Raw genomic sequence first — 21254 nt, forward strand, 5'->3', positions numbered from 1 at the left:
GTTTCCAGCTTATCAGATGCTTTCCGCTCCGTTTTCCGGAGTTTCACTCACCCGATCCGCTTTCCTTCGGCCTTTCGGCGCTCCAGACTCTATCAGATCACTCTGATCCGTCTTTCACGCTTCCCGGCTCTCGGAAAACCCTTTGCCGAACCGACCTGACGGCCCGTCCGACGCCCCAAACCTTAGCCGATCCCCGCTCCGAGAAGCGAACCCGGCCACAACCCAGAAAAGCACACAACAATTCCAACCGAGACATGCCAGAGCACGACTCAGCTCGAACAGAAGAAGTGGTGTTTCAGAGGGTTGGCCGCCCCGGGACCGTCCGCGCCGACGCGTGTCCGGTGCTCCCTGCCGAGCGACTAGAGAACACTACCCCATCGGGGGCCGGGGGCAAATCCAGGACACGGCGCCACAGCGTGCCGGTCCAGCCGGGGCTTCAGCGTCAGCACGAGGCAGATCACCCGCGCCGACTGGCGGTGGGACAGCAATCAGAAGCCGTTCGGGATCGATTGCCACCCCACCGCCACCTCACCCGCCAAGACGCCAAGACGACGTGACGGCGTGACGGCGGGATCAGACCGTCCGCCGAGATCAGACCGCCGGGGCCGGGTAGGTCGGGTACTCGACTCCGGAGACGTACTGGACGACCCGGATGACCTGGCAGGAGTAGCCGAACTCGTTGTCGTACCACAGGTAGAGGATCGCGTTGTCGCCCTCGACCTTGGTGGCGCCGGCATCGACGATCGAGGCGTGGCGCGAGCCGATGAAGTCGCTGGAGACCGCGTCAGGGGCGCTGATGAAGTCGATCTGGCGCTTGAGCGGCGAGGTCAGCGACACGTTGCGGAGGTAGTCGAGGACCTCCGCGCGGTTGGTCTCCCGCGCGAGCTGCAGGTTGAGGATCGCGATCGAGACATCCGGCACCGGGACGCGGATCGAGCTGCCGGTGATCTTCGCCTTGAGGTCGGGCAGCGCCTTGGCGACGGCGGAGGCCGCGCCGGTCTCGGTGATGACCATGTTGAGCGCTGCCGAGCGGCCACGGCGGTCGGAGCTGTGGTAATTGTCCAGCAGGTTCTGGTCGTTGGTGTACGAGTGGACGGTCTCCACGTGGCCGCGCAGGACGCCATACTCGTCCGCCATCGCCTTCAGCGGCGGGACGATCGCGTTGGTGGTGCAGGACGCACAGGACAGGATCTGCTCGTCCGGCTTGATCGTGTCGTGGTTGACGCCGTGGACGATGTTGGGGACGTCGCCCTTGCCCGGCGCGGTCAGGACCACCTTGGCGATGCCGGGGCGGAGGTGCTTCGACAGGCCCTCGCGGTCGCGCCACCGGCCGGTGTTGTCGATGAGGATGGCGTCGTCGATGCCGTACGCCGTGTAGTCCACCGTCGTCGGGTCGTTGGAGTAGATCACCGTGATCTCGTGACCGTTGGCGATGATCTTGTTGTTCGCCTCGTCGACGGTGATCGTGCCGTGGAACTGGCCGTGGATGGAGTCACGGCGCAGCAGCGAGGCGCGCTTGACGAGGTCCTCGCCGCCGCTGTTGCGGACGACGATGGCCCGCAGCCGCAGACCGTTGCCCGAACCGGCCTTCTCGATGAGCAGGCGGGCGAGGAGCCGGCCGATGCGGCCGAACCCGTACAGGACGACGTCGCGCGACTCGCGGCGTTCCAGCTTGTTGGCGCCAGTGGCCCCGGCGACGGCTTCGGCGGTGAAGCCCTCCACCGAGAGGCCTCGGTCATCGGTCTTGTACGTAGCGGCGAGCATGCCGATGTCGATCTGGGAAGGGCCGAGATCGAGCTTGGTGAGGGCCTGCAGGAACGGCAGCGTCTCGGTGACCGAGAGCTCCTCACCGGCTATCTGGCGGGCGAATCGGTGAGTCTTGAGAATGCTGACCACCGACTTGTTCACCAGGGAGCGGCTGTGCAGCAGGACCGTGACGTCCCTCTCCCGATGCAGTCTCCCGATGATCGGGATCATCGACTCCGCGATCTCCTCGCGGTTCTTCCAATTAGTGAACACGTCCTCATTGACAGTCACAGGTCCATCTTTCGAGCTAGGCGATGCGCACATGCTAGCTTTCGGCCGTTCCGATCACTTGAGCGGACCCGTCCGAACGCCGAGGCCCCCCGCCACTCCAGCGCCCGGTTCCAGCGACGCTCGGCAGCCGTCCGGCAGCCTGAGCGGGGCCCGCCAAGATCGGGGACTGTGGGTGCCGAGAACTCATCCGTACTGGTCAGTACCTGGTCACGTTGGCTGATGATCCCCGGCTGATCCCCGGCTGATCCCCGGCGCGGGCATCAGCACTCCCCGCTTCGCTCGGCCGGTTCACCCGTGGGTGTGGGCCGGTACTCGGCAAGCAGCAGGGCGATGTCGTCCGCCCGGCTGGTCAACCGCTCGGCCCCGTGCAGCAGATGGTCGGCCAGCGCCTCCAGCGAGCCCGAGCGGGCGTGGGCCAGCGCCGCCCGCAGGCGGTCGATCCCCTGGTCGATCCCGGTGCCGCGTTCCTCGACCAGGCCGTCCGTGTAGAGCGCGAGGATCGAACCGGGGCGGAGGGTCAGCGGGGACTCCGGGTAGGCGGACGCGGGATCCACCCCGAGCAGCGGCCCGCCGGGCAGGTCCAGCACCTCCGCGGTACCTTCCGGCTGCCGGAGCAGCGGCGGGCAGTGGCCTGCCCGGACCGCACACACCCGGCCACTGCGGGCATCGAGGCTCAGGTAGCAGCAGCTGGCGAGCAGCCCCGAGTCGAGGTCCACCAGGAGCCGGTTGGTCCCGGTGACCACCTGGCTGGGCCGCTGGCCGGCTGTGGTGTAGGCCCGGGCGGCACTGCGCAGCTGCCCCATCGTCGCGGCGGCGGCGACGCTGTGCCCCTCGACGTCGCCCACCACCAGGGCGACGCTGCGGCCGGCGGGAACGACGTCGTACCAGTCGCCGCCGATATCCATCCCGCGAGTCCCGGGCAGGTAGCGGGCCGCCGTGCGGATGTTCGGGAGGCTGGGCAGCCGGTGCGGCAGCAGTGCGTCCTGGAGACCGCGCGCGATGGCGGACTCCTCGTCGTACAGCCGGGCACGTTCCAGTGCCTGGGCGATCAGCCCGCCCAGCGAGGTGAGCGCACCGCGTTCCTCGATCGTGAACGGGTGGATCCGGTCGAACCCGAGCGCGCAGGTACCGATCGGACGGTTGCAGGCGATCAACGGCAGGAACACCCAGGCACGCGACTCGCCGGTGGGGATCCCCGGATAGCGGTCCGCCAGTGCCTGCGGCGACTCGACGAACAGCGGGACGCCGGAGGTCAGCGCCTCGGTCCCGGGCAGGCGGGCCTGGAGGGACGCGCCCTCCAGCCGGAGCGGGAACGCCTCCTCGCAGCCCGTGCGCGCGAGCAGGTGCAGCAGTCCGGACTGGGCCAGGTAGATCGCTGCCTGCTGGCCCCCGAAGGCCGGCAGCAGCTGGTGCGCCACGACGTCGCCCACCTCACGCGCGGTGACCGCCTGCGTGAGCGCGCTGCCGAGCTGGAGGACGTGATACATCATCGCGAGACCGGTCGATGGAGCGACATCCGGGAACGCAGCGTCCGGGAACGCGGCCTCCGAAAACGCGGCGTCCGGGAACGCAGCGTCCGCAGCCTCGGGTGCCGCCGCAGGCGCGGGTGTCGCCGTGGTCGGCCCGCCGACCGGTACGACCCGGCCGGTGACGCCGCTCGGGTCCGGGTGGAGCGAGAAGGCGAGCCACTGGTCGGGCGGGCGGCACGCCAGGAAGGAGATGGTCCGCTGCGAGACCAGTGCGGCGCGGAACCGGTTCTCGTACGTGGGCGCGGCCAGCCATGGCAGGACGTCCCAGATCCGCCGGCCCAGCACCTCCTCCCGCCGGACCTGCAACAGCCGCTCCAGACTGCCGTTGAGGCAGGTGAGCCGCCCGTCCGTGTCCAGCTCCAGCACGCCGTCGGTGAGACGTTCGATCGCCGCGACCGCCGAAGCGCCGTCCCCCGCGTCGAGGACGGCACCGACCACCCGGGTTCCCGGCCCTTCGCCGGCCGCCGGGCCGTGGTTCGATACGCGGACCCAGAGCTCGACCGTGCGCCGCCGGGCCTCGTCCACCCACACCCGCAGCCGGTGGGAGAGCACTCTGCCGTCGGACGCGGCCCGGACCTCGGCCCGGAACGCAGCCAGATCACCGGGGACCACCTTGGCGGTGAGTCCCCCGAACGTCCCGTCGAACGCCTCGCGTTCGAGGCCGAAGACCGTGCAGAGACTCTCGTCCCCGACGACCTGATCGGTGGCGGGCTCCCAGTCGAGCAGGCCCACCCGGACCGAGAAACGGCCGAGGGCGGGCACCTCGACGGCGGCTGTTCGCGGGTCGCACTCGACCGGGTCGCCGCCGGCCTGGAGCTCGGCCAGCGCGGTGCCCAGCCGGTTGGCGGTGGCACGAAGCTGGCGGCGCTGGGCGCGCGGCAGGCCCTGGTCACCCGGTTCGGTCGCCCACACCACCGCCAGCGCCCCGAAGTGCTCCGCCTCGGCCCGGAGCGGCACGGAGGCCGAGCCGAACGGGTACGGCAGCGCCACCGCCAGTTGCGGGTACCGGCGCATCGTCTCATCGGCATCGGCGAGGTGAACCGTCCGGCCGGACCGGTACGCCACGGCGACCGGGATCGGGCTGCTCACCGGAATCAGCCGCCAGCCGCCCAGCAACGACGGCGGCGCCCCGCAGGAGGCGGCGAGCACCAGCGAACGGCGGTCACACGAGCGGAGAAAGACGCTCGCGGCGTGGCCCCTGGTCTCGGAAACGGCCCGGCGAGCCGCGGCGACCAGCAGGCGGTCGCGCTCACCGGTATCGCCCTCGGCCACCAGAACATCACCGCCTGCCATCAGGCCCGGGCTGGTCCGGCGGCCCGACCCGTATCGATTGTCGCGCCATCCGGAACACCCCGACAAGGATCCCGGCCCCTACACCGCCGGACCACCCCGGCCCCGGCGGCATCGTCGACAGCGGCCCCGCAGGCAGACGCCGCCGCACCGCCCCCACCATCGAAGACATCCACGACCACGTGGACCGGCGCATGACCGTCATCGACAACGACCCCATGACCCGCCTCTTCGTCGGCCCACGAGGCGGACGGATCTCCACCGCCGCCCTACGCGATGCCTCCCACTGGGACGAAGCCGTCGTCGACCTCGGCTATGAGCACCGTGTGCGTACCGTCGCCGAAGCCCTGCGCGCCGCGCGCATTCCCGCGTTCGACACCCCCGGCGCGGTGCAACCGTTCACGCAACAGGTGCTCTCACATGGCAGAGGTTTGTTCGGCTTCGGACTGATCACGATCACCTGGGAGCCGACCGCCTGCGCTGGCCGGCCACCGGCTGCTCAACCTCTGACAGCACTCGGCAGGCGCCCCGCCCTCGAGGTCAAGGAAAGGAATGTCGTCATGAGCCTGGAAACAGCGCCGTTCGCAGCGGAACACGCCTCGTCGGACGAGCTCCGCGCTTGGTACGAACTCGCCGTCACGTCAACCGCCGCAGATTACCCGAGCAGCCCGGTGCCGCCGTACGACTCCTACGTGCAGCAACTGCGCCAATCCACCTCGTACTTGGGACTGCAACGACTGTGGGTCGCGCGCGACAGCGGGCGGCTGATCGGCACAGCGAGCGCCGTTTTCCCGACGGACGAGAACAGCGAGCGGGCCATCATCTCGGTGCGCGTGTCAGCCCAGTACCGCAGGCGCGGTGTCGGGACACGACTGCTCCAGACGATGCTGCCGGAGATCCACGAGCGCGGCTGCCGGAGGATCGCCGGTCAGACCAAGGCCAGTGCGGACGGCGAGAAGTGGACGAACGCCCTCGGCTTCCGCGCGGTCGCGCAACGCGCTTCACACCACCTGGACATCAAGAGCGTGGACCCGGCGCGGTGGCAGGTGCCGCCGACTCCCGGGTTCCGGATCCAGAAGTGGGTGGACACAGCCCCGGACGACCTCGTGCAGAGCTTCGCCCGGGCCCGCAACGCCATCGCCGACTCACCGACCGGCGAGACGAGCTACCGGCACCCCGACTGGACCGCGGAACGGGTACGGCAGTACGAAACCAGAATGCGCGAGATCGGCGAAACACACCGGTACGTCGTAGCCGTTGACGAGCGCAGCGGGGCGGTGGCGGGCTTCACCGAGATCGCGATCATCCCGCGGCAGTCGAGCTTCTGCCACCAGGAAGACACAGCCGTGCTACCCGAGTTCCGCGGGCTCGGACTCGGCCGGGCGGTCAAGGCCGCCATGATGCGGTGGCTCACCGCCGACCTTCCCCACTTGGAACAGGTGCACACGATGACGGCGTCCGACAACCTCCACATGATCCGCGTCAACGCCCCGCTCGGCTATGTGACCGACCATGTCGTGTCAAGCGTCGAGTCCGAGGTCGGTGCGCTCGAAGCCCGCCTCGCCGGCCTCCGGCCGCGCTCCTAGTAGGGCTTGGTCAGGTCTGATCAACAGTGGCGTGTCTAGCATGCGCCAGGCCGGTTGTCGTCACCTGCGCTTTGGAGATGACGGTTTTCACCCTTCTAGCGGGTTTGTTGGTTCGAGTGCGATGGAACCCCCAGTGGGGGTCCCGCTCCGGCCGTTTCACAGAGCAGTCCGGAGCCCATCGGAAAGGAGAACGCGCATGGGCGCAGCAGAGCACGACGGTAACGGGTACCGGAGGCTGAGCGCCAAGGAGGTCTCCCTGCTCATCGAGGGCGGGAAGCTCGGTGCCGAGAAGCGGGTGGGGGCCAGAGAGGCCAACGTGCAGTTCGTCGAGCCGAAGAAGCTGCAGAAGGAGGTCGAGCTCCATGTGTGCATGGGGCTGAACTCCTGCCAGGGGCACGGGGTCAACGGCACCGGGGAAATGGCCGGGATGGGGCAGTGCGCCACGGTGTTCCACGTCTGTCATGGCGACAACGAGTGTCGGGGACAAGGCGGTTGCGGATACAGCGGCAGCGACGCGGAGCAGGCCAGGCCCGGCAGCCAGGAGTGCCGCTGGAACGGCAGCTGTGCCAGCCCCATCAACGAGAGCCGGGTGCACGCCGCCGGGCCCTACCGCGGCACGAGCGTGTGGAAACGGGCTCGGAAGATCTTCGAGGAACGGATGTACGCGGCCGGACGGCCCTTCGGGCCCTCCCCCGGCGAGGGCTTCCCGGACGACATGGTGCCCCGGTACGAGGAGAAGCGGAAGATTCCTCCGGCTCCCCAGGGCACCGGCACATGAGTGGGGGCCGATGTACGACCGCGGAAACGCCTCCGGCCACCACCGCCTTGCCCGCAAGCGACTTGGGGTTCGGTGTCGGTCTGCGCACCCCGCACCTCCGGCACGTCCTCACGCACTGGCCGCCCGTCGACTGGTTCGAGATCATCTCCGAGAACTTCACGGACTCGGGCGGCTTTCCGCGCCACGCGCTCGACCGGATCGCCGAGCGCTACCCGGTCGTCATGCACGGCGTCTCGCTGTCGATCGGCAGTACCGACCCCCTCGACTTCGACTACCTGCGCCGGTTGCGCCGCCTGGCCGACGACATCGGCGCGCGCTGGATCTCCGACCACATCTGCTGGACGGGGGTAGCCGGGCTCAACACCCACGACCTGCTGCCGGTCCCGTTCACCGAGGAGGCGCTGGCCCACATGGTCCACCGGGTGCGGGCCGTACAGGACTTCCTCCAACGTCCGCTGGTGCTGGAAAACCCCAGCAGCTACGTCGAGTTCACCCACTCCGAGATGAGCGAGTGGGAATTCGTCTCCCGGCTCGCCACCGAGTCCGGCTGCGGACTCCTCCTGGACGTCAACAACGTCTACGTCTCCTCCGTCAACCACGGCTTCGACCCGGAGCAGTACGTACGGGCGCTGCCGCACGAGCGCGTGGTACAGATCCACCTCGCCGGCCACACCCATCTCGGCACCCACGTCATCGACACCCACGACCAGCCGGTGGCCGACCCGGTGTGGCGGCTGTACCGGCTGGCGACCTCCCTCACCGGGCCGGTCGCCACCCTGCTCGAATGGGACGACCACATCCCAGCCTTCCCCGAACTGCTCGCCGAACTGGACAAGGCCCGGCGGCACAGCGCCGCGCCCGGACGCACTCACGCACGGGTGAGCTGTGGCTAGTCCGACCGGCACCCTGGCAGACACCCAGCACTGGTTGCAGCGCGCGATCCTCGATCCCGCCCGTCCGGAACCGCAGGCCGTCGGCGCCGTCCTCACCGATTCCGCCACACTGAGCGCGCACCAGCGGCTCGACATCTACCGACGCGGCTACCGCCTGCGCCTGCTGGAGACGATGCGCGGACTGCATCCCGGCCTGCGCGCCCTGCTCGGCCCGGAGCTGTTCGACGACTTCGCCCTCGACTACCTCGACGCCCGCCCATCGCACTCCTACACCCTCTTCCACCTGGATGCGCGGTTCGCCGAGCACCTCGCCGCACACCGACCCGACCGCGGGCTCCCGACCGCCCGGCGCGAGGGCTGGGTGGACGTCCTAGTCGATCTCGCCCGCTACGAGCGGGCCTTCACCGAGGTCCACGACAGTCCGGGACCGGCGTCGGTTCCGTTCCTTCGGGTACTGCGGTGCTGCGCGCCTGTGCACGCCTACCACGCCGCGGTCCTTCACGGTCTGCCCACCGAGCCGCCCGTACCGGGACCGCCCGTGCATCTGGCCCTCTCCCGGCGCGACTACGCGGTCGTCACGAGCGAACTGGAGCCGGACGCCTACCGGCTTCTGTGCGAGCGGTTCCCCGAACGCCACGTTCCCCTCCCGTCTGCCTTCCCCGAGTGAAAAGGAGCAACCCGATGACCACCGCAGCCCTCACCACGGAGCTCGTGCCGCCGGCCATGGCCCTGTGGCCGGTCGACCCCCAGAGCGACAAGAAGGACCTGGAGCAGCTGATCAACCACCTGTGCCAGGCCGCCTATCTGGAGATGTCCACGGTCCCGATGTACCTGTACGCCGCGTTCTCCATCGAGACCCGTGGCTGCTCCCAGTGGGACCCGGGCATGGGCGCCTTCCGGCTGATCCGCAGCATCGTGGTCGAGGAGATGCTGCACCTGTCCCTGGTGCGCAACATCCTGGTCGCACTCGGCGCCCGGAAGAAGATCAAGTTCTATGACAAGGACTTCATCCCGACGTACCCCTCGCTCATGCTGCACCGCTGGCCCGAGCTGACCCTGCATCTGGGGCCGTGCAGCGAGACGTTGGTCAAGGAAGTCTTCATGGAGTTCGAGCTCCCGAGACAGGACGAGACCACCAACGAGACCATCCCCGAGGGCTGGTACCGGACCATCGGCGAGTTCTACAAGTCGGTCGGCGAGCGGCTCGCCGTTCTCAGCAAGGAACCCGGGAAGAAGATCTGGCGGGACAACAAGCCGGAGTTCCAGTACGTGAGCGCGTACTGGAACAAGGACGGCGGCGGCGGACCGGTCCTGGTGCACGATCTGAAGACCGCGCTGGACGCGCTGAAAATCATCGTGGAACAGGGCGAAGGGGTCGACCCCAAGCGCCCCTCGGTGCCGATCGACCCGCTCAAGCCGATCCCCGGCCTCGACGAGCTGCCGCACTACACCAAGTTCAAGCGGATCGCCGACGGCGTCGAGCCGCTGGGCAACGTGTACAACCTGCCCACCGACCCGAAAGCCGTCGGCTACGACAAGAAGACCGAGCCGGCGGCACACGCCATCAACACCCTCTTCAACGCGGCGTACTGCTACACGATGCACATGCTGGACGTCATCTACGACACCTCGTGGAAGACCCTCGAACCGAACAAGGAGAACAAGCGCTACCACCTGGAGCGCACCTTCATCTCGCTCATGCAGGGTGTGCTGGTGCGCGTGGCCGAGATCATGGTCGCCAGACCGCTCGTCCACGCGTCCGGAATCCCCGAGCACATGGCGCCCACCTTCGAGTTCCACCAGCTGCCCGAGCGGGGCAAGAAGGCACACCTCATCAAGCTCTGCGAGGAAACCATGCACCACTTCCCCGAACTCGGCGGAGACAACAGCGTGCTGTGGCTGCTGAACAGGATGCCGGACGTCTGATCCGGCACCACGGTCACACGGTGTGCGGCAGGTCGTTTCGGTGTGTGCGGCAGGTCAGGAGTCGGCGATTGCCAGGTCCGTCTCGGTGGCCGCGGCGGCGGCGCCGGAGGAGGGGGCGATGTCCGCCAGGTCGCGGTCACGGGTCTCCTTGGCGAAGAGCATCGCGACCACCGTGATCACCGCCGCGATCCCGACGTACACCGAGATCGGGGACGAGTTCCCGTACGAGGCGAGCAGGGCGACGGCGATCAGCGGGGCGGGGGCGCCGGCTGCGACCGAGGCGAACTGGGCGCCGATGGAGGCACCGGAGTAGCGCATCCGGGTGCCGAACATCTCGGAGAAGAAGGCCGCCTGCGGCGCATACATGGCGCTGTGGAAGACCAGCGCGATGGTCACCGCCAGGGTGATCATGGCGAAGCTCCTGCTGTCCACCAAGGCGAAGAACGGCCAGATCCAGACACCCATCCCGGCCGCGCCGAGGAGGTAGACGGGCTTGCGGCCGACGCGGTCGGAGAGCGCGCCGAACAGGGGGATCAGGAAGAACTGGATCGCCGAGCCGATCAGGACGGCGTTGAGCGCGGTCTGCTTCTCGACCTTCAGGTGCCCGACGCAGTAGGCGAGGATGAAGGTGGTGACGACGTAGTACGAGATGTTCTCGGCCATCCGGGCGCCCATGGCGACCAGGACGTCGCGCCAGTGGTGGCGCAGTACGGCGAGCAGCGGGGTCTGCTCCCTGGCCTGTGCTGCTTTGCGGCTCTCGTCGTTGGCGAGGGCCTGCCGGAAGAGCGGGGACTCCTCCACCGAGAGGCGGATCCACAGGCCGATCCCGACCAGTACTGCCGAGAGCAGGAAGGGGATGCGCCAGCCCCAGGCGAGGATCGTGGCGTCGGTCTGGACGTTGGCCAGCAGGGTGAGTGCGCCGACCGCGAGGAGGTTGCCGAGCGCCGCACCGCCCTGCGGCCAGGAGGCCCAGAAGCCACGGCGCTTGGGGTCGCCGTGCTCGGAGACGAGCAGGACGGCGCCGCCCCACTCGCCGCCGAGCGCGAAGCCCTGGATGACGCGGAGCGTGGTGAGCAGGATCGGCGCGGCGATGCCGACCGACTTGTAGGTGGGCAGGCAGCCGATCAGCGCGGTCGCGGAGCCCATCATCAGCAGGCTGACGACCAGGAGCTTCTTGCGGCCCAGGCGGTCGCCGAAGTGGCCGAAGACCAGGGCGCCGATCGGGCGGGCGGCGAAGCCGATGGCGTAGGTCAGGAAGGCGAGCAGGGTGCCGGTCAGCAGATCGGACTCGGGGAAGAAGAGCTTGCCGAAGACCAGGGCGGCTGCGGAGCCGTAGAGGAAGTAGTCGTACCACTCGATCGTGGTACCGATGAGGCTGGCGCCGACCACACGGGCAAGGCCGTTGGGTCCGGCGGGCGCGTTCACGGCGTTGGGAGCGCTGGCCATGGAGTCACCGTCTCAGGGGATGTGGCGGAAGTGAGGATGTGGCGGAAGTGGGCGTGCGGCGGGCGTGCGCAACCGGGGTGCGGCGCGGCACTGGTGATGGGTGGTGCTACCGCCGGGCGGGCGCGACCGCCCGGCGGCGATCGGGGTGACGGCGGGGGCCGTCAGTGGGCGGTCCAGCCGCCGTCCAGCGGCAGGGAGGTCCCGGTGACGTAGCCCGAGTGTGCGGAGCAGAGCCAGAGCGCGGCCCGGGCGACCTCGTCGGGCTCGATCAGACGCTTGATCGCGGATCGTTCGAGCATCACCTGCTCGACCACGTCCTGCGCGGGGATGCCGTGGGCGAGGGCCTGCGCGGCGATCTGGTCCTCGACCAGGGGCGTGCGCACGTAGCCGGGGTTGATGCAGTTACTGGTGACGCCGTACGGGGCACCTTCGAGCGCCACCACCTTGCTCAGGCCCTCCAGACCGTGTTTCGCGGTGACGTACGCGGACTTGAAGGGGCTGGCCCGCAGGCCGTGCACCGAGGAGACGTTGACTATCCGTCCCCACTCCTGCCCGTACATGTGGGGCAGCGTGCGTCGGATGATCCGGAAAGGCGCCTCCACCATCACCCGCTGGATCAGCCGGAAGCGCTCCGGCGGAAAGTCGTGGACCGGGGCGACGTGCTGCAGGCCCGCGTTGTTGACCACGATGTCGGCGTCGTCGGGCAGACCGTCCACCGCGTCCGGATCCGACAGGTCGACCACGAGCGCGATCCCGCCACTCTCCTCGGCCACGGCCCTGGCGGTCTGCGCCGCACGGTCCACGACGTAGACCCGGGCGCCCGCCGCGGCAAAGGCGAGGGCGCAGGCCCGGCCGATCCCGCTGGCGGCTCCGGTGATCAGCGCCGTGCGGCCGGTCAGGAACGGCGCCGGAGCCGTGGACTCGTCGATGGCCGGTCCACGGCGGAGACCGGGCTTCTGGGTACTGTCCATGACCCGTCACCGTAGGGGCGACGGCGGACGTGTCCCATGTGTGCCGTGGCCACAGTGATCGAACGGGATGTGTGCCTGTTCCCCATACCGCTGCCGCTGCGCCTTCTCCCGATGAGCGACGGAGAGAAGGACATCGAGATCCTCGCGCGGCAGCACCGACTGCTCACCCTGCAGTGCCAGGTCGGCGAGTCTACGGTGGCGAACACCGTCCGCTTGATCCGCGCCCTGGTCCTGCGCCGCCGGTACAGCACCGGCCGGGCCGCCCTGAGCAGGTGATGTCCCTGCATCGTGACGTGGCTTCCCTGCTCCGGCTCGGCCCTCAGGGACCGCCGCGTCGGCGGAGGTCGATCGTGGCCAGGCCGTCGGGCATACCGAGGACCAGGAGCGTCCCGATGAGTGCCATCGACCAGATCTCGGACCCCGGCCGGATGTCGAGTACGCCACCGGCACCACCGAGATCACGCACCCGGACCAGGCCGTCGGACCACGCCGCGGCCACCAGTGCGCCGGCAGCGGTCGCGCCGGCCGCGACGGCGGTCACCGGGCAGTCCCGCCGGTCGGAGGCTTCGGACATCGGCTCGGAGGCCGGGCCCCAGAGCTGAACGGTGCCATCGAGTCCGCCGCTGAGCAGCAGGGGAAGGTCCGGCTCGGACAGACCGCCACCGAGCGCTACAGCGGCGAGGGCCGTCACCGGGCCCTGGTGGAGCTGCGCGCTGAGAATCTCGTCGGGCTCGGCCCAGTGCACGGCACCCGCCGCGTCGCCGAACGCCGGTGCGGCACCGGGAAGCCGACCGACCGCAGCCACAGTGGTGAGCTCGGCGGCCCCCTCGCGGATTGCCTCGATCGCCTCGGTCAGCTGGTGCGGTTCCAGACCCGGCCAGGACTGGTCGGGGGCCAGCAGCCCGGTCCCGCCCCAGCTGTCCAGCAGGACGACCGTGCCGCCGGAGGTCACCGCGAGCCCCCGCAGGGGCTTCGGACCGGGGACGACGACCACACCCGTCCGCCGTCCGGTGCCGGAGTCGTAGGTCCGCACCGTGCCGTCCCGGTCGGCCACCAGCAGCTGCGAGGTGTACGGGCCCGGGCCGGCGGCCGCCATCTCCACCGCGCCCCGGCCCCACGACACCCAACGTGTCGTCCAGCCGCCGGGCACGTCGGTCAGCGCAGCCGCCGCCTTGTCGTCCACCCCGAGCAGTCGGGTGCGGAGTACGGCGGCACGTACACCGGGATCCGGCTCGTCGATCAGGCCCGGACCGGCCGCCTGCCAGGCCCGGGCGAGGATGTCGTCCCGGCCCTCGACGGCCGTCGTGACGGCGGTCGGCCGGGCGAGGGCGTACAGCACGGGGTCGGTGGCCAGCGGGCCGAGATCCGCCGCCCGGCCGGCCACCTCCCACAGCTTGGTGAGAAGTTCCTCGTCGGCCGCCCGCAGATCCCGGCTTCCGTCGGCTGCCGCGGGTATCCGCGAGACCAGGGCCGCGACGTCCTCTGCGGTCGGTGACTCCCCCAGCGCCCGTCCCGGTGAGGGGTATCCGCCCCCGTCCGCTCCCGCCTCGGCGCACCAGGAGGCGAACTGCTCCCGGTCGGTCCACCGCGGCTCGTCCAGGTCCAGCACCGCCGGCTCGGGCACGGCTTCGAAACCCGGCGTCTGCGAAGCCTCCACGAGCAGCCGGACATGCGGCATTTCCAGGAGCGGATTCAACAGTTCGGACACCAGCCGGCCCGGCTCGGCGGCCCGGTCGAACTCGGGTACGCAGATCACGGTGCGCCGGTCGTCGCGCCCGATGGCCGCCAGCAGCTCACCGGGGCTGTGCGCGACGAGGTTGAACTGCTGCCCCAGCGTCCAGACGGCGCCGCGCAGTGAGAGCCCGGCTGCGGGGACGACGCCGTGGATGCGCTGTCCGCTCGGCGTCGTCCCCATCGTGCAGCCCCGCACCAACCAGGCCAGCAGATGCGACTTCCCCGCGCCGGGGGACCCGATGATGCGGCACAGTCTCGGTGCGCGCTCGTCGTCCAGCCAGCCGAGCAGTGCCAGGCCTGCAGCCCGCCGCCCGGCCCCCAGCGGCGGCATTCGCCGCTCGGCCTCGGACACCTTCATTCGTCCCCTCCCGGCTCCGGCACCGCGATCCCCACCTCGGGCACTGCGATCGTGCTAATCCTGGCGCTCTGCGACGCTGATCATCAGCGCCTTGACGCCCTCGTCCCGTGACTCCGCAGTCCGACCGTAGTCGAACCTGTGCGTGAACTGCGCCTCGGTGAAGACGTCGGCCATCCAGAGCGCGCAGTAGTGGCCCGGCATCATGCAGGGCTCCAGCTCGCAGTAGACCTGGGTGACCTGCTCGGGCTCGATGCCGGCCGCCTGGAGCCGGTGCCAGACCATTTCCTCGGGATGAGGCATCCCCGGGCCGCTGATCGCGGTGACGATCCGCTTCTCGCCGCCCTCGTCGACGAACTCGAAGGCCGAGGAGGAGACGGCGTTCAGCGGCCGCCGCAGGTCGTCCAGCACCCGGGGCCACCAGCTCTCCCGGTCCTCGAAGGCTGCCGGGTCGAGCTCCAACAGCCCCTGGCGCAGCTGCTGGTAGGCGGTGAGGGCAGCCGTTTCGTCCTGGTCGTCGCCGATGCGCGGGAGGTGACGGTCCAGCAGGAGCAACCCGGCCGCAAGGGCCTCGACGCTGCTGTTCACGGCGAGTTCGGGCATGCTCGACCCCAGCACGACCGCGCGGACGGCACCCCCCTCGGCCACATACAGCTGGGCTCCGTTGTCGTAGCCGACCCGCAACCGCCCCGCCACGGGCCCGGCCTCCCACCCGAGGATGCCGGCGAACTCTCCGAGCAGCGCGGGCTCGGACGGTTCGGGCGCGGCGAAGTACGGTCCCACCTGGAGCGGGAGCGGGATCGCCGTACCGGGGACCACCCAGAGCCCCTTGTCGCCGAACTGCGCACGGAGCCCGGTCTGAAGGTCGTCAGTCATGTCTCACTCACATCATGGGGTAGGACAGCAGGAACCTCTCCCAGAACTGCGCCCCGCTCTCGAACGGAGTGCGGTCCCAGCGAGCCGTGTCCTCCCGGATGATCTCCTCGATGTCGGCCCAGTCGTAGGGATCCGGGTCCTCCTCGGGACCCGGCCGCTCCGCTTCGACCTTGTAGACCACGTAGGCCAGCGAGGACAGATCCTGGTGGATCAGCTCGAACTCCTCCTCCGCGTCCGGATCCGACACCCAGATGGTGCCGTCGGCGGGCCGGACGTAGAGGAACGAGTTGAACAGCAGGCCCAGAGGCCGGAGTTCTCCGTGCGGCGTGTCGATCGGCAACGGGTCGATGTCATCGACGAGCGCGCGCTCAGGACCGGCCGGATCGCGCTCGGCGAGGTCGGCCAGAATCCGGAACAGTCCGCGCGAGTGCGGGACGCCGAACTCCGTCGCGAACCGGGCCGTGCCCGGGTCCGACCAGATCGCCGAGGCGGCGTCCGCCCGGAACCTGAGCATGCCACCCGTCGGCTGGCTCGCCACAACCGCCTGCCAATCCAGTTCCACCAGCACCTGTCGCTCCTCCTCAGTCCGCCATGCCGACTCTACAGACCCTTGCGGGCGCGCTTCTTGACGCGTGGCGTCCGGCCTTCCTGGCCGACCTCGTCGAAGTCCTTGGTGCCCATCGTGCCGCTGTGGTCCCCCGCCCCGTGGTCCGCTTTCAGCTGCTTGAGGTACGCCTTGTGCCCCCAGTCCCGGTCCTCCGTCACCACCTTGTTGTCGTAGTCGACACCGTGCGAGACCTTGAGGTCCGGATTCTTCGACTCGAAGTGCCGGCCCACCCATCGCTCGCAGTTCGGTCCGTCCTGGCAGGGGGCCCGTTCCGTGTAGAGCTCCTTGACATCGCCCTCGTGGCCGCCGAGAAGAGGTTTGCCGATCGACCGCTCCGAGTGGCTGCGGTCGTAGTCGCTCCGGCCCACCAGGACGAACTTGTGGCCGTCCTCGTCCTTGTACTTGAGAGCGGCGTAGTTCTTGCCCTTGTAGTCACCGTTGGCCCGCCGGGCCTCCTCGGTGGCACGGGAGAGGTCGGTCGGATCCTTGATCTTCTCGCTCTTCACGCCCTCGCCGGGGTTCTTCTTGTCCTTCCGGGCGTGGTACTTCTTCTGCATGTCCGTCGGCGACGGATCCTTGACCTTGTGCGTCTTCGGGTCGACGAAGCCGTGGATGCCGGACTTGTCGTCCGGGTCGAGCGCGTGGAGCTTCCCGTTGCGGATCTCCTGCACCTTGCCGCCGTCGTCGACGAAGTACTTCCGGAGCGACGCGGCATGCTCGGCGTCGTTCTCCACGTGGTTCTTGAGGGATTTCTCGAGGCCCTCGTGGGTGTCCTTGTAGAGTTTGGAGACCGCCTGGCCGGCGTCCTCGACCAGGGTCTTCTCCAGCTTCTGCGCCGTGTCCTCGAGCGCCTTGGCCGCACCTTTGGTCATTCGAAGCTCACTCCCGAAATCCTGGACCGGAAGACCTCCGCGTGGCCGGCCACCGTCTCGGCGTGCTCCCGCATGGTCTGCGCATGGGCCGCCAGCGCCTCCGGCTGGATCCGGAAGCCCTCCCCGGCCGAACCGCCACCGCCGGAGACCCCGAGCGCGGACTCGGCCGCCTGGTAGACCAACCCGCTGACGGCGCGGCCCACCGTCTCGATCAGCGGACTGACCGCCGCCTCGATCACCTGACCGATGATGTACTGCTCCAGCTGCTGGGCCAGATAGTCGACCAGCTTCGCTGCCGCTTCCTCGATCAGTACCAACGCCGCCTCGGCGGCGCCGAGGGTGGCCACGGCGGCAACCTGATCGGCCACGAACGCGGCCGCCATCACCACCAGTTCGCCGATCGCCTCCAGCTTCATCGCCACGATCGCGTCCGCCGCCACATCCAGCGCCGTGGCCACCACGTGGCAGGCCTCGACCAGCTCCTGCATGTGACTGCCCGACAGCTGGCCCCACTTGGCGAGCAGGGCCTCGTACCCGGCCCCCTGGTAGACCTCGCCGATCTGATGGACCGTCGACGTCGACGCCTGGTGCGCCTGGTCCAGGTTGTCGGCGAACTCCTTCACGTGCGAGGCGAACTCACGGACCTTGTCCTCGTTCACCTGGGGCCAGTTCACCCCGATGAACTGCAGGAGGGACACCACCTCGTCCGGCAACTCGATGGCCATGAATCCCCCTCACGCCACCCTGGATACTGGTCCCTCCGATCGTAATACCAATTGACGCCGACTCAACAGCACGGCCGGAAAGCCGACCCCGACCCACCGGGTGTCGCGCCGCGCCGCATGGCCGTGGTGGCCAGCCACTCCTCATCACGCACGCCCGCCCCCTCCGTGCCCTTTCCCAGCCAATCGACAACGCGGAGCCCGCTCGCCTCGACGTACGCCGAACCGATCGACTCGGCGGGCTCCTCCACGAGTACCAACATGCGGCCTGAGCAGGGCGGATGAGGTTCTCGGCAAGGCCCCCGATCACGCTGCCTGCGTGACCGGGGGCCTCGGCCTCCGCCGGTCCGGAGGGGTGGATGGTGCGGTCAGGTGGGGACGGCGGGCTGGTGGGCGCCGAGGGGTTCGACGATGGTGATGACCCGGGTGAAGTCTGCCTGCCTCGCCTGCGTGAGCTCGGCCTGTCGTCTCCGGTGTGATCCGGCCGGACAGGTGGCATGTCTGCCGCCGCCTATCGGCCCTGGCGTCGACGCCGTCGCGCGGCACGTCGCCGCCCACGGACTGGCAGCCACCGCTGCCGACCGCCCCCAAATTCGGGTGACGGCGCGTCGTATCCTCGCCATCGTCGCTCAGTCGTCCTGAGCCGCCCTCACCTGGGAGTGCACCACGTCCACTGACCGTCCTCGCGGTACCCGGCCAGCTTCTCCTGGCAGCGAGAGGACAGTTTGCACCGCTGGCTGCTCGCACCTCGTGAAGCCAGGGTCGCCACCCCGCCCTGCGTTCACGCCTGGTGCCGCTGGCAGGCCGACTTCGAGCTCACCCGCAGCTTGCGGGTGACCTCCAACGGCTCCAACCCATTGGCGAACAGCCCGGCGGCCTCCAGCCGCACCGCCTCGCGGCGCTGCCGGCCCTTCGCCGTCAGCCCTCCCCCATCCGCATAGCGCATACCAACGGCACAGCGCGCAGATGACCGTCAGTCAGCCACACGAACAGGCCAATCACCCCGAAGCGCCGAAGTCAGTATCCTTCTTGGGGCGGGCGATCGGTCGTACCACCGTCGTCACCCGGCCAGCCACGAGAACCCGATCACGAAGTGAGCCTAGGAACCGGGCACGGCTCCCGCCAGAAGGCGAAGGGCAGTCCGGAGGGAAGCACCAATGCGTTTTCGGTTCCTTTTCGGCCGCAGCCCAGCTGCCCCGCCGACGGTGGGGACACGGCCTAGATGTAGCCCTCGCGCAGCGCGTAGGCCACCGCGTGGGCGCGGTTGCGCAGTTGGAGCCGGGTCGTCACGGTGTGCAGGACGTTCTTGACCGTCCGCTCCGAGTACGCGAGCTTGACCGCGATCTCTCCGGTGTCCATGCCTTCGGCCACCAACCGCAGGACGTCGACCTCGCGCGGCACCATACCCAGCGAGACGGAGGCGGTTCCCTGCGGACCCGGCTCGCCGCTCTGGAGTCGTCCCATGTGGCCGATCAGCTTGCCCAACAGATCGGGCGGGAGGTCGCCGTCGCCCCGCTCGGCCGCGAGGATGGCCTGGAGCAGCCGCGCCCCCGTTGCTTCGCGACGCCACAGGATCGTGGTGACACCGCAGGCGACGACATCGAGCAGTTCGGACTCCCGGATCCGGTCCATGACCAGAACCACCCGGACGTGCTCGGTCCGGACGAGCCGACGCAGGCTCAGCAGGACCGCCTCGTCGACGGTGTCGGCGATCAGCAGGGCGACCTCTACGCCATCCTGCTGGGGGTTGTCCACGAGCGCTATCTCCGGGTACTGACGAAGGTGGCTCATCGCTCCGGCCCGGGAAATCGGGTCCGAGGCATGAATGGCAACCGGTACCCGACGGGACGTACGGACGTCCTCGGCAAACTGCAGCACAGTGAAGAACTCCTTGTTTCACGACCGGCCCCCACCCTCCTTCATCGTGCGGGCACGGGACCATCGTGGTCGACCACGAGATCGAAACCACGAGAACATGGAATCCGCGCGAACGATCCCTCCGCAAGGGAACTCTGACGTACATGCCGGCCCGCTGCTGGCGTCCCCGCCTATCGTGTCCGAGCCGGCTCCACAGCCTTCAGGGCAGCGAGGTTCTGGTCTCGGCGCAGTGGAGTCGTGTTCTGGGATTTCCGACCTCGATCGACGACAACTTCTTCGAGTGCGGCGGGAATTCGTTCAAGGCGGCCCGGCTGGCCGGCGGGCTGCGCAACGCCATCGGGCGGGAGGATCCCACCACGATTCCCGTCGCACTCTTCTCACTGCCCGGCCGGTTCGACGGTGACATCGCGGATGCCCGTGGTGTGTCCGACCGGGCGGAACTGGGCCTTGCGGACCTCCGGCAGACCGATGCGGCGGAGCCCGGGATGCCGGTGGTGGCCCACGAACCCACGCTGGACGCGATCGAGGCCTGGCTGCGGGACGTCGAGGGCACGGCCTGACCCCTTCCGGGCACCGAAAGGGCATCGGCTCTTCCCTCCGGCCTGCCCTTCTACTTCTGTCCGATGCGGTGGCCGGTTCCTAGGCTCAGTTGATGTCGGGGTTTCCACGGATGGTTGGGTGACGACGGTGAATGTGCCGGATCCAGAAAGCGGAAGTGCGGGCAGCGGCAGTGCTTCCGTGGCGGATTCCGCGAAGGAGAAAGCGCCGTGGCTCCTGGACGAGATCGTGCAGGGAAGCGGGATCGACAACGTCACGAAGACGTGGAGTTCCCCGTGGAGCAGTCCTTCAACCGCTACTTCGAGACCAGCGGCCTGTTCGGCACGGTGGCGGACGCGGAGGCCGTCGTACGCAGGCCGGAGGCGGCCGGGGTCGACGAGATCGCCTGTCTGATCGACTTCGTCGGTGACACGGACGTCGTGCTGAGCGGTCTGGAGTACCTCGACGAGCCGCGCCGCAGGTGCGACCGATGACGACGGTGACCGTACCGGCCTATCCGGTGTCCCCGAGGGCGACGGCCAGGTCCGCGCGGCGGCGGATGCCGAGTTTTCGGTAGCAGTGCGTCAGATGGGTCTCCACCGTGCGCACGGCGAGGTGCAGCAACCCGGCGATCTCGCCGTTGCTGTGACCGGCTGCCGCCAGCTGCGCGATACGGCGCTCACTGGAGGTGAGCGCCGTAGCACCCGTGTGCCGTGCCCGCTGTGGCCGGGCTCCGCAGTCGCGCAGGGCCTCCCGCGCGACCAGGTGCAGCCGGACTGCTCCCGTCCGTTCGGCCCACTCGGTGGCTTCACGCAGCACCTCGCGGGCCCGCTGGCTCTGGCCGGCGTTCTGCAACGCCTGTCCGAGCGACAGCAGGGCGGGCACCAGTTCGGGCAGCGGCTCCGCTGCGCCACGCAGCAACTCCACCGCCTCCTCGGCCAGTTCCAGACCGTACCGACCGCCGAGCGATACGCCCAGGGCACGCAGCGCCCGGCCCACGGCGCGGGGCGTTCCCCAGACGCGGGCCAGCCGCAGCTCCTCGGTGGCCAGGGGTACGGCGCGTTCTGCGGACCCAAGCGCCACGTAGCAGTCGGCGGCGGCGGATCGCCACGGGGTGACGATCGGGCTCTCCACCTCCCGGGCGGACTGGCGCCTCCCGCACTCCAGGAGGTCGGCGAGGGCGTCGTCGAACTCGTCCGACGCGATGCGCAGCAGAC

Annotated in this window: 20 protein-coding genes; 8 read left to right on the forward strand and 12 right to left on the reverse strand. The window is 69.4% G+C overall.

The genetic code is table 11. The annotated features are described in order from the left end of the window. Positions 1–591: 591 nt before the first annotated feature. Together UK12_RS27915 and UK12_RS27920 are read right to left on the reverse strand one after the other, a co-directional pair. A complete protein-coding gene (locus UK12_RS27915) occupies positions 592–2037 on the reverse strand; it encodes a glyceraldehyde-3-phosphate dehydrogenase (RefSeq protein ID WP_045305953.1) in 1446 nt (481 codons plus the stop codon). A 260-nt stretch (positions 2038–2297) separates the two neighbouring features. After that, the gene (locus UK12_RS27920; RefSeq protein ID WP_045305954.1) at positions 2298–4859 is read right to left on the reverse strand and encodes a SpoIIE family protein phosphatase; all 2562 of its coding nucleotides are present in this window, start codon (positions 4857–4859) and stop codon (positions 2298–2300) included. Positions 4860–5050: 191 nt separating this feature from the next. Between UK12_RS27920 and UK12_RS27930 the strand changes: the two genes are divergently transcribed. The 5 genes from UK12_RS27930 (at position 5051) to UK12_RS27950 (ending at position 10039) form a co-directional block, all read left to right on the forward strand. After that, a complete protein-coding gene (locus tag UK12_RS27930) occupies positions 5051–6442 on the forward strand; it encodes a GNAT family N-acetyltransferase (protein WP_045305956.1) in 1392 nt (463 codons plus the stop codon). 196 nt (positions 6443–6638) lie between these two features. Beyond that, on the forward strand, positions 6639–7220 hold the full coding sequence (locus UK12_RS36950; RefSeq protein ID WP_052682201.1) for a hypothetical protein: 582 nt from the start codon (positions 6639–6641) through the stop codon (positions 7218–7220). Positions 7221–7267: 47 nt separating this feature from the next. After that, on the forward strand, positions 7268–8113 hold the full coding sequence (gene bufB / locus UK12_RS27940) for an MNIO family bufferin maturase (protein ID WP_045305957.1): 846 nt from the start codon (positions 7268–7270) through the stop codon (positions 8111–8113). Further along, positions 8106–8780, forward strand: a complete 675-nt coding sequence (locus UK12_RS36955; RefSeq protein ID WP_052682203.1) for an HvfC/BufC N-terminal domain-containing protein — start codon at positions 8106–8108, stop codon at positions 8778–8780. The genes bufB and UK12_RS36955 overlap by 8 nt, the downstream gene beginning before the upstream one ends. A gap of 14 nt (positions 8781–8794) precedes the next feature. Further along, positions 8795–10039 carry a ferritin-like domain-containing protein gene (locus UK12_RS27950; RefSeq protein ID WP_045305958.1) on the forward strand — a complete coding sequence of 415 codons (1245 nt, stop codon included), beginning with the start codon at positions 8795–8797 and terminating at the stop codon, positions 10037–10039. Between the two features lie 54 nt (positions 10040–10093). Here UK12_RS27950 and UK12_RS27955 read toward each other — a convergent pair whose 3' ends face one another. Together UK12_RS27955 and UK12_RS27960 are read right to left on the reverse strand one after the other, a co-directional pair. Then, positions 10094–11485 carry an MFS transporter gene (locus tag UK12_RS27955; protein ID WP_045305959.1) on the reverse strand — a complete coding sequence of 464 codons (1392 nt, stop codon included), beginning with the start codon at positions 11483–11485 and terminating at the stop codon, positions 10094–10096. A gap of 161 nt (positions 11486–11646) precedes the next feature. Next, positions 11647–12456, reverse strand: a complete 810-nt coding sequence (locus UK12_RS27960) for a 3-hydroxybutyrate dehydrogenase (protein WP_045305960.1) — start codon at positions 12454–12456, stop codon at positions 11647–11649. A 45-nt stretch (positions 12457–12501) separates the two neighbouring features. Here UK12_RS27960 and UK12_RS27965 point away from each other — a divergent pair, with 45 nt between their 5' ends. Then, positions 12502–12732, forward strand: coding sequence for a hypothetical protein (locus UK12_RS27965; RefSeq protein ID WP_156178964.1), 231 nt, complete (start codon positions 12502–12504; stop codon positions 12730–12732). Between the two features lie 43 nt (positions 12733–12775). Here UK12_RS27965 and UK12_RS27970 read toward each other — a convergent pair whose 3' ends face one another. The 7 genes from UK12_RS27970 to UK12_RS28005 form a co-directional block, all read right to left on the reverse strand. Continuing rightward, a complete protein-coding gene (locus UK12_RS27970) occupies positions 12776–14548 on the reverse strand; it encodes a WD40 repeat domain-containing protein (protein ID WP_045305962.1) in 1773 nt (590 codons plus the stop codon). A 54-nt stretch (positions 14549–14602) separates the two neighbouring features. Next, positions 14603–15421 (reverse strand): nucleic acid/nucleotide deaminase domain-containing protein, encoded by an 819-nt coding sequence (locus UK12_RS27975; protein WP_045305963.1) that lies wholly within the window; start codon positions 15419–15421, stop codon positions 14603–14605. 7 nt (positions 15422–15428) lie between these two features. Further along, entirely contained in the window at positions 15429–15989 is a 561-nt protein-coding gene (locus tag UK12_RS27980) for an SUKH-4 family immunity protein (protein WP_045305964.1), read from the reverse strand. A gap of 32 nt (positions 15990–16021) precedes the next feature. Further along, positions 16022–16900, reverse strand: coding sequence for a nucleic acid/nucleotide deaminase domain-containing protein (locus tag UK12_RS27985; RefSeq protein WP_045305965.1), 879 nt, complete (start codon positions 16898–16900; stop codon positions 16022–16024). Further along, positions 16897–17625: a WXG100-like domain-containing protein gene (locus UK12_RS27990; protein ID WP_045305966.1), complete on the reverse strand. Its 729-nt coding sequence runs from the start codon at positions 17623–17625 to the stop codon at positions 16897–16899. The genes UK12_RS27985 and UK12_RS27990 overlap by 4 nt, the downstream gene beginning before the upstream one ends. Positions 17626–18403: 778 nt before the next feature. Beyond that, complete coding sequence (locus tag UK12_RS40095) at positions 18404–18568, reverse strand: hypothetical protein (RefSeq protein ID WP_156178965.1); 165 nt, start codon at positions 18566–18568, stop codon at positions 18404–18406. Positions 18569–18840: 272 nt separating this feature from the next. Continuing rightward, a complete protein-coding gene (locus UK12_RS28005; RefSeq protein WP_082120009.1) occupies positions 18841–19413 on the reverse strand; it encodes a helix-turn-helix transcriptional regulator in 573 nt (190 codons plus the stop codon). A gap of 152 nt (positions 19414–19565) precedes the next feature. Between UK12_RS28005 and UK12_RS28010 the strand changes: the two genes are divergently transcribed. Together UK12_RS28010 and UK12_RS28015 are read left to right on the forward strand one after the other, a co-directional pair. After that, a complete protein-coding gene (locus UK12_RS28010) occupies positions 19566–20060 on the forward strand; it encodes a phosphopantetheine-binding protein (protein ID WP_231591415.1) in 495 nt (164 codons plus the stop codon). Between the two features lie 273 nt (positions 20061–20333). Next, a complete protein-coding gene (locus UK12_RS28015) occupies positions 20334–20531 on the forward strand; it encodes a hypothetical protein (RefSeq protein WP_156178966.1) in 198 nt (65 codons plus the stop codon). A 19-nt stretch (positions 20532–20550) separates the two neighbouring features. Here the strand turns inward: UK12_RS28015 and UK12_RS28020 are convergent. Then, a partial coding sequence (locus UK12_RS28020; RefSeq protein ID WP_045305971.1) for a helix-turn-helix transcriptional regulator occupies positions 20551–21254 on the reverse strand: 704 nt, incomplete at its 5' end.

It is taken from the genome of Saccharothrix sp. ST-888 (genome assembly GCF_000955975.1).
Lineage (GTDB): Bacteria > Actinomycetota > Actinomycetes > Streptomycetales > Streptomycetaceae > Kitasatospora.

Excerpts from the sequence above, each read along its gene's own strand:
- UK12_RS27920 (WP_045305954.1), bottom strand. The coding sequence starts at position 4,859 with ATGGCAGGCGGTGATGTTCTGGTGGCCGAGGGCGATACCGGTGAGCGC.
- UK12_RS27930 (WP_045305956.1), top strand. The coding sequence starts at position 5,051 with ATGACCGTCATCGACAACGACCCCATGACCCGCCTCTTCGTCGGCCCA.
- UK12_RS36950 (WP_052682201.1), top strand. The coding sequence starts at position 6,639 with ATGGGCGCAGCAGAGCACGACGGTAACGGGTACCGGAGGCTGAGCGCC.
- UK12_RS27950 (WP_045305958.1), top strand. The coding sequence starts at position 8,795 with ATGACCACCGCAGCCCTCACCACGGAGCTCGTGCCGCCGGCCATGGCC.
- UK12_RS27955 (WP_045305959.1), bottom strand. The coding sequence starts at position 11,485 with ATGGCCAGCGCTCCCAACGCCGTGAACGCGCCCGCCGGACCCAACGGC.
- UK12_RS27960 (WP_045305960.1), bottom strand. The coding sequence starts at position 12,456 with ATGGACAGTACCCAGAAGCCCGGTCTCCGCCGTGGACCGGCCATCGAC.
- UK12_RS27970 (WP_045305962.1), bottom strand. The coding sequence starts at position 14,548 with ATGAAGGTGTCCGAGGCCGAGCGGCGAATGCCGCCGCTGGGGGCCGGG.
- UK12_RS27975 (WP_045305963.1), bottom strand. The coding sequence starts at position 15,421 with ATGACTGACGACCTTCAGACCGGGCTCCGTGCGCAGTTCGGCGACAAG.
- UK12_RS27985 (WP_045305965.1), bottom strand. The coding sequence starts at position 16,900 with ATGACCAAAGGTGCGGCCAAGGCGCTCGAGGACACGGCGCAGAAGCTG.
- UK12_RS27990 (WP_045305966.1), bottom strand. The coding sequence starts at position 17,625 with ATGGCCATCGAGTTGCCGGACGAGGTGGTGTCCCTCCTGCAGTTCATC.
- UK12_RS40095 (WP_156178965.1), bottom strand. The coding sequence starts at position 18,568 with ATGCGCTATGCGGATGGGGGAGGGCTGACGGCGAAGGGCCGGCAGCGC.
- UK12_RS28005 (WP_082120009.1), bottom strand. The coding sequence starts at position 19,413 with ATGAGCCACCTTCGTCAGTACCCGGAGATAGCGCTCGTGGACAACCCC.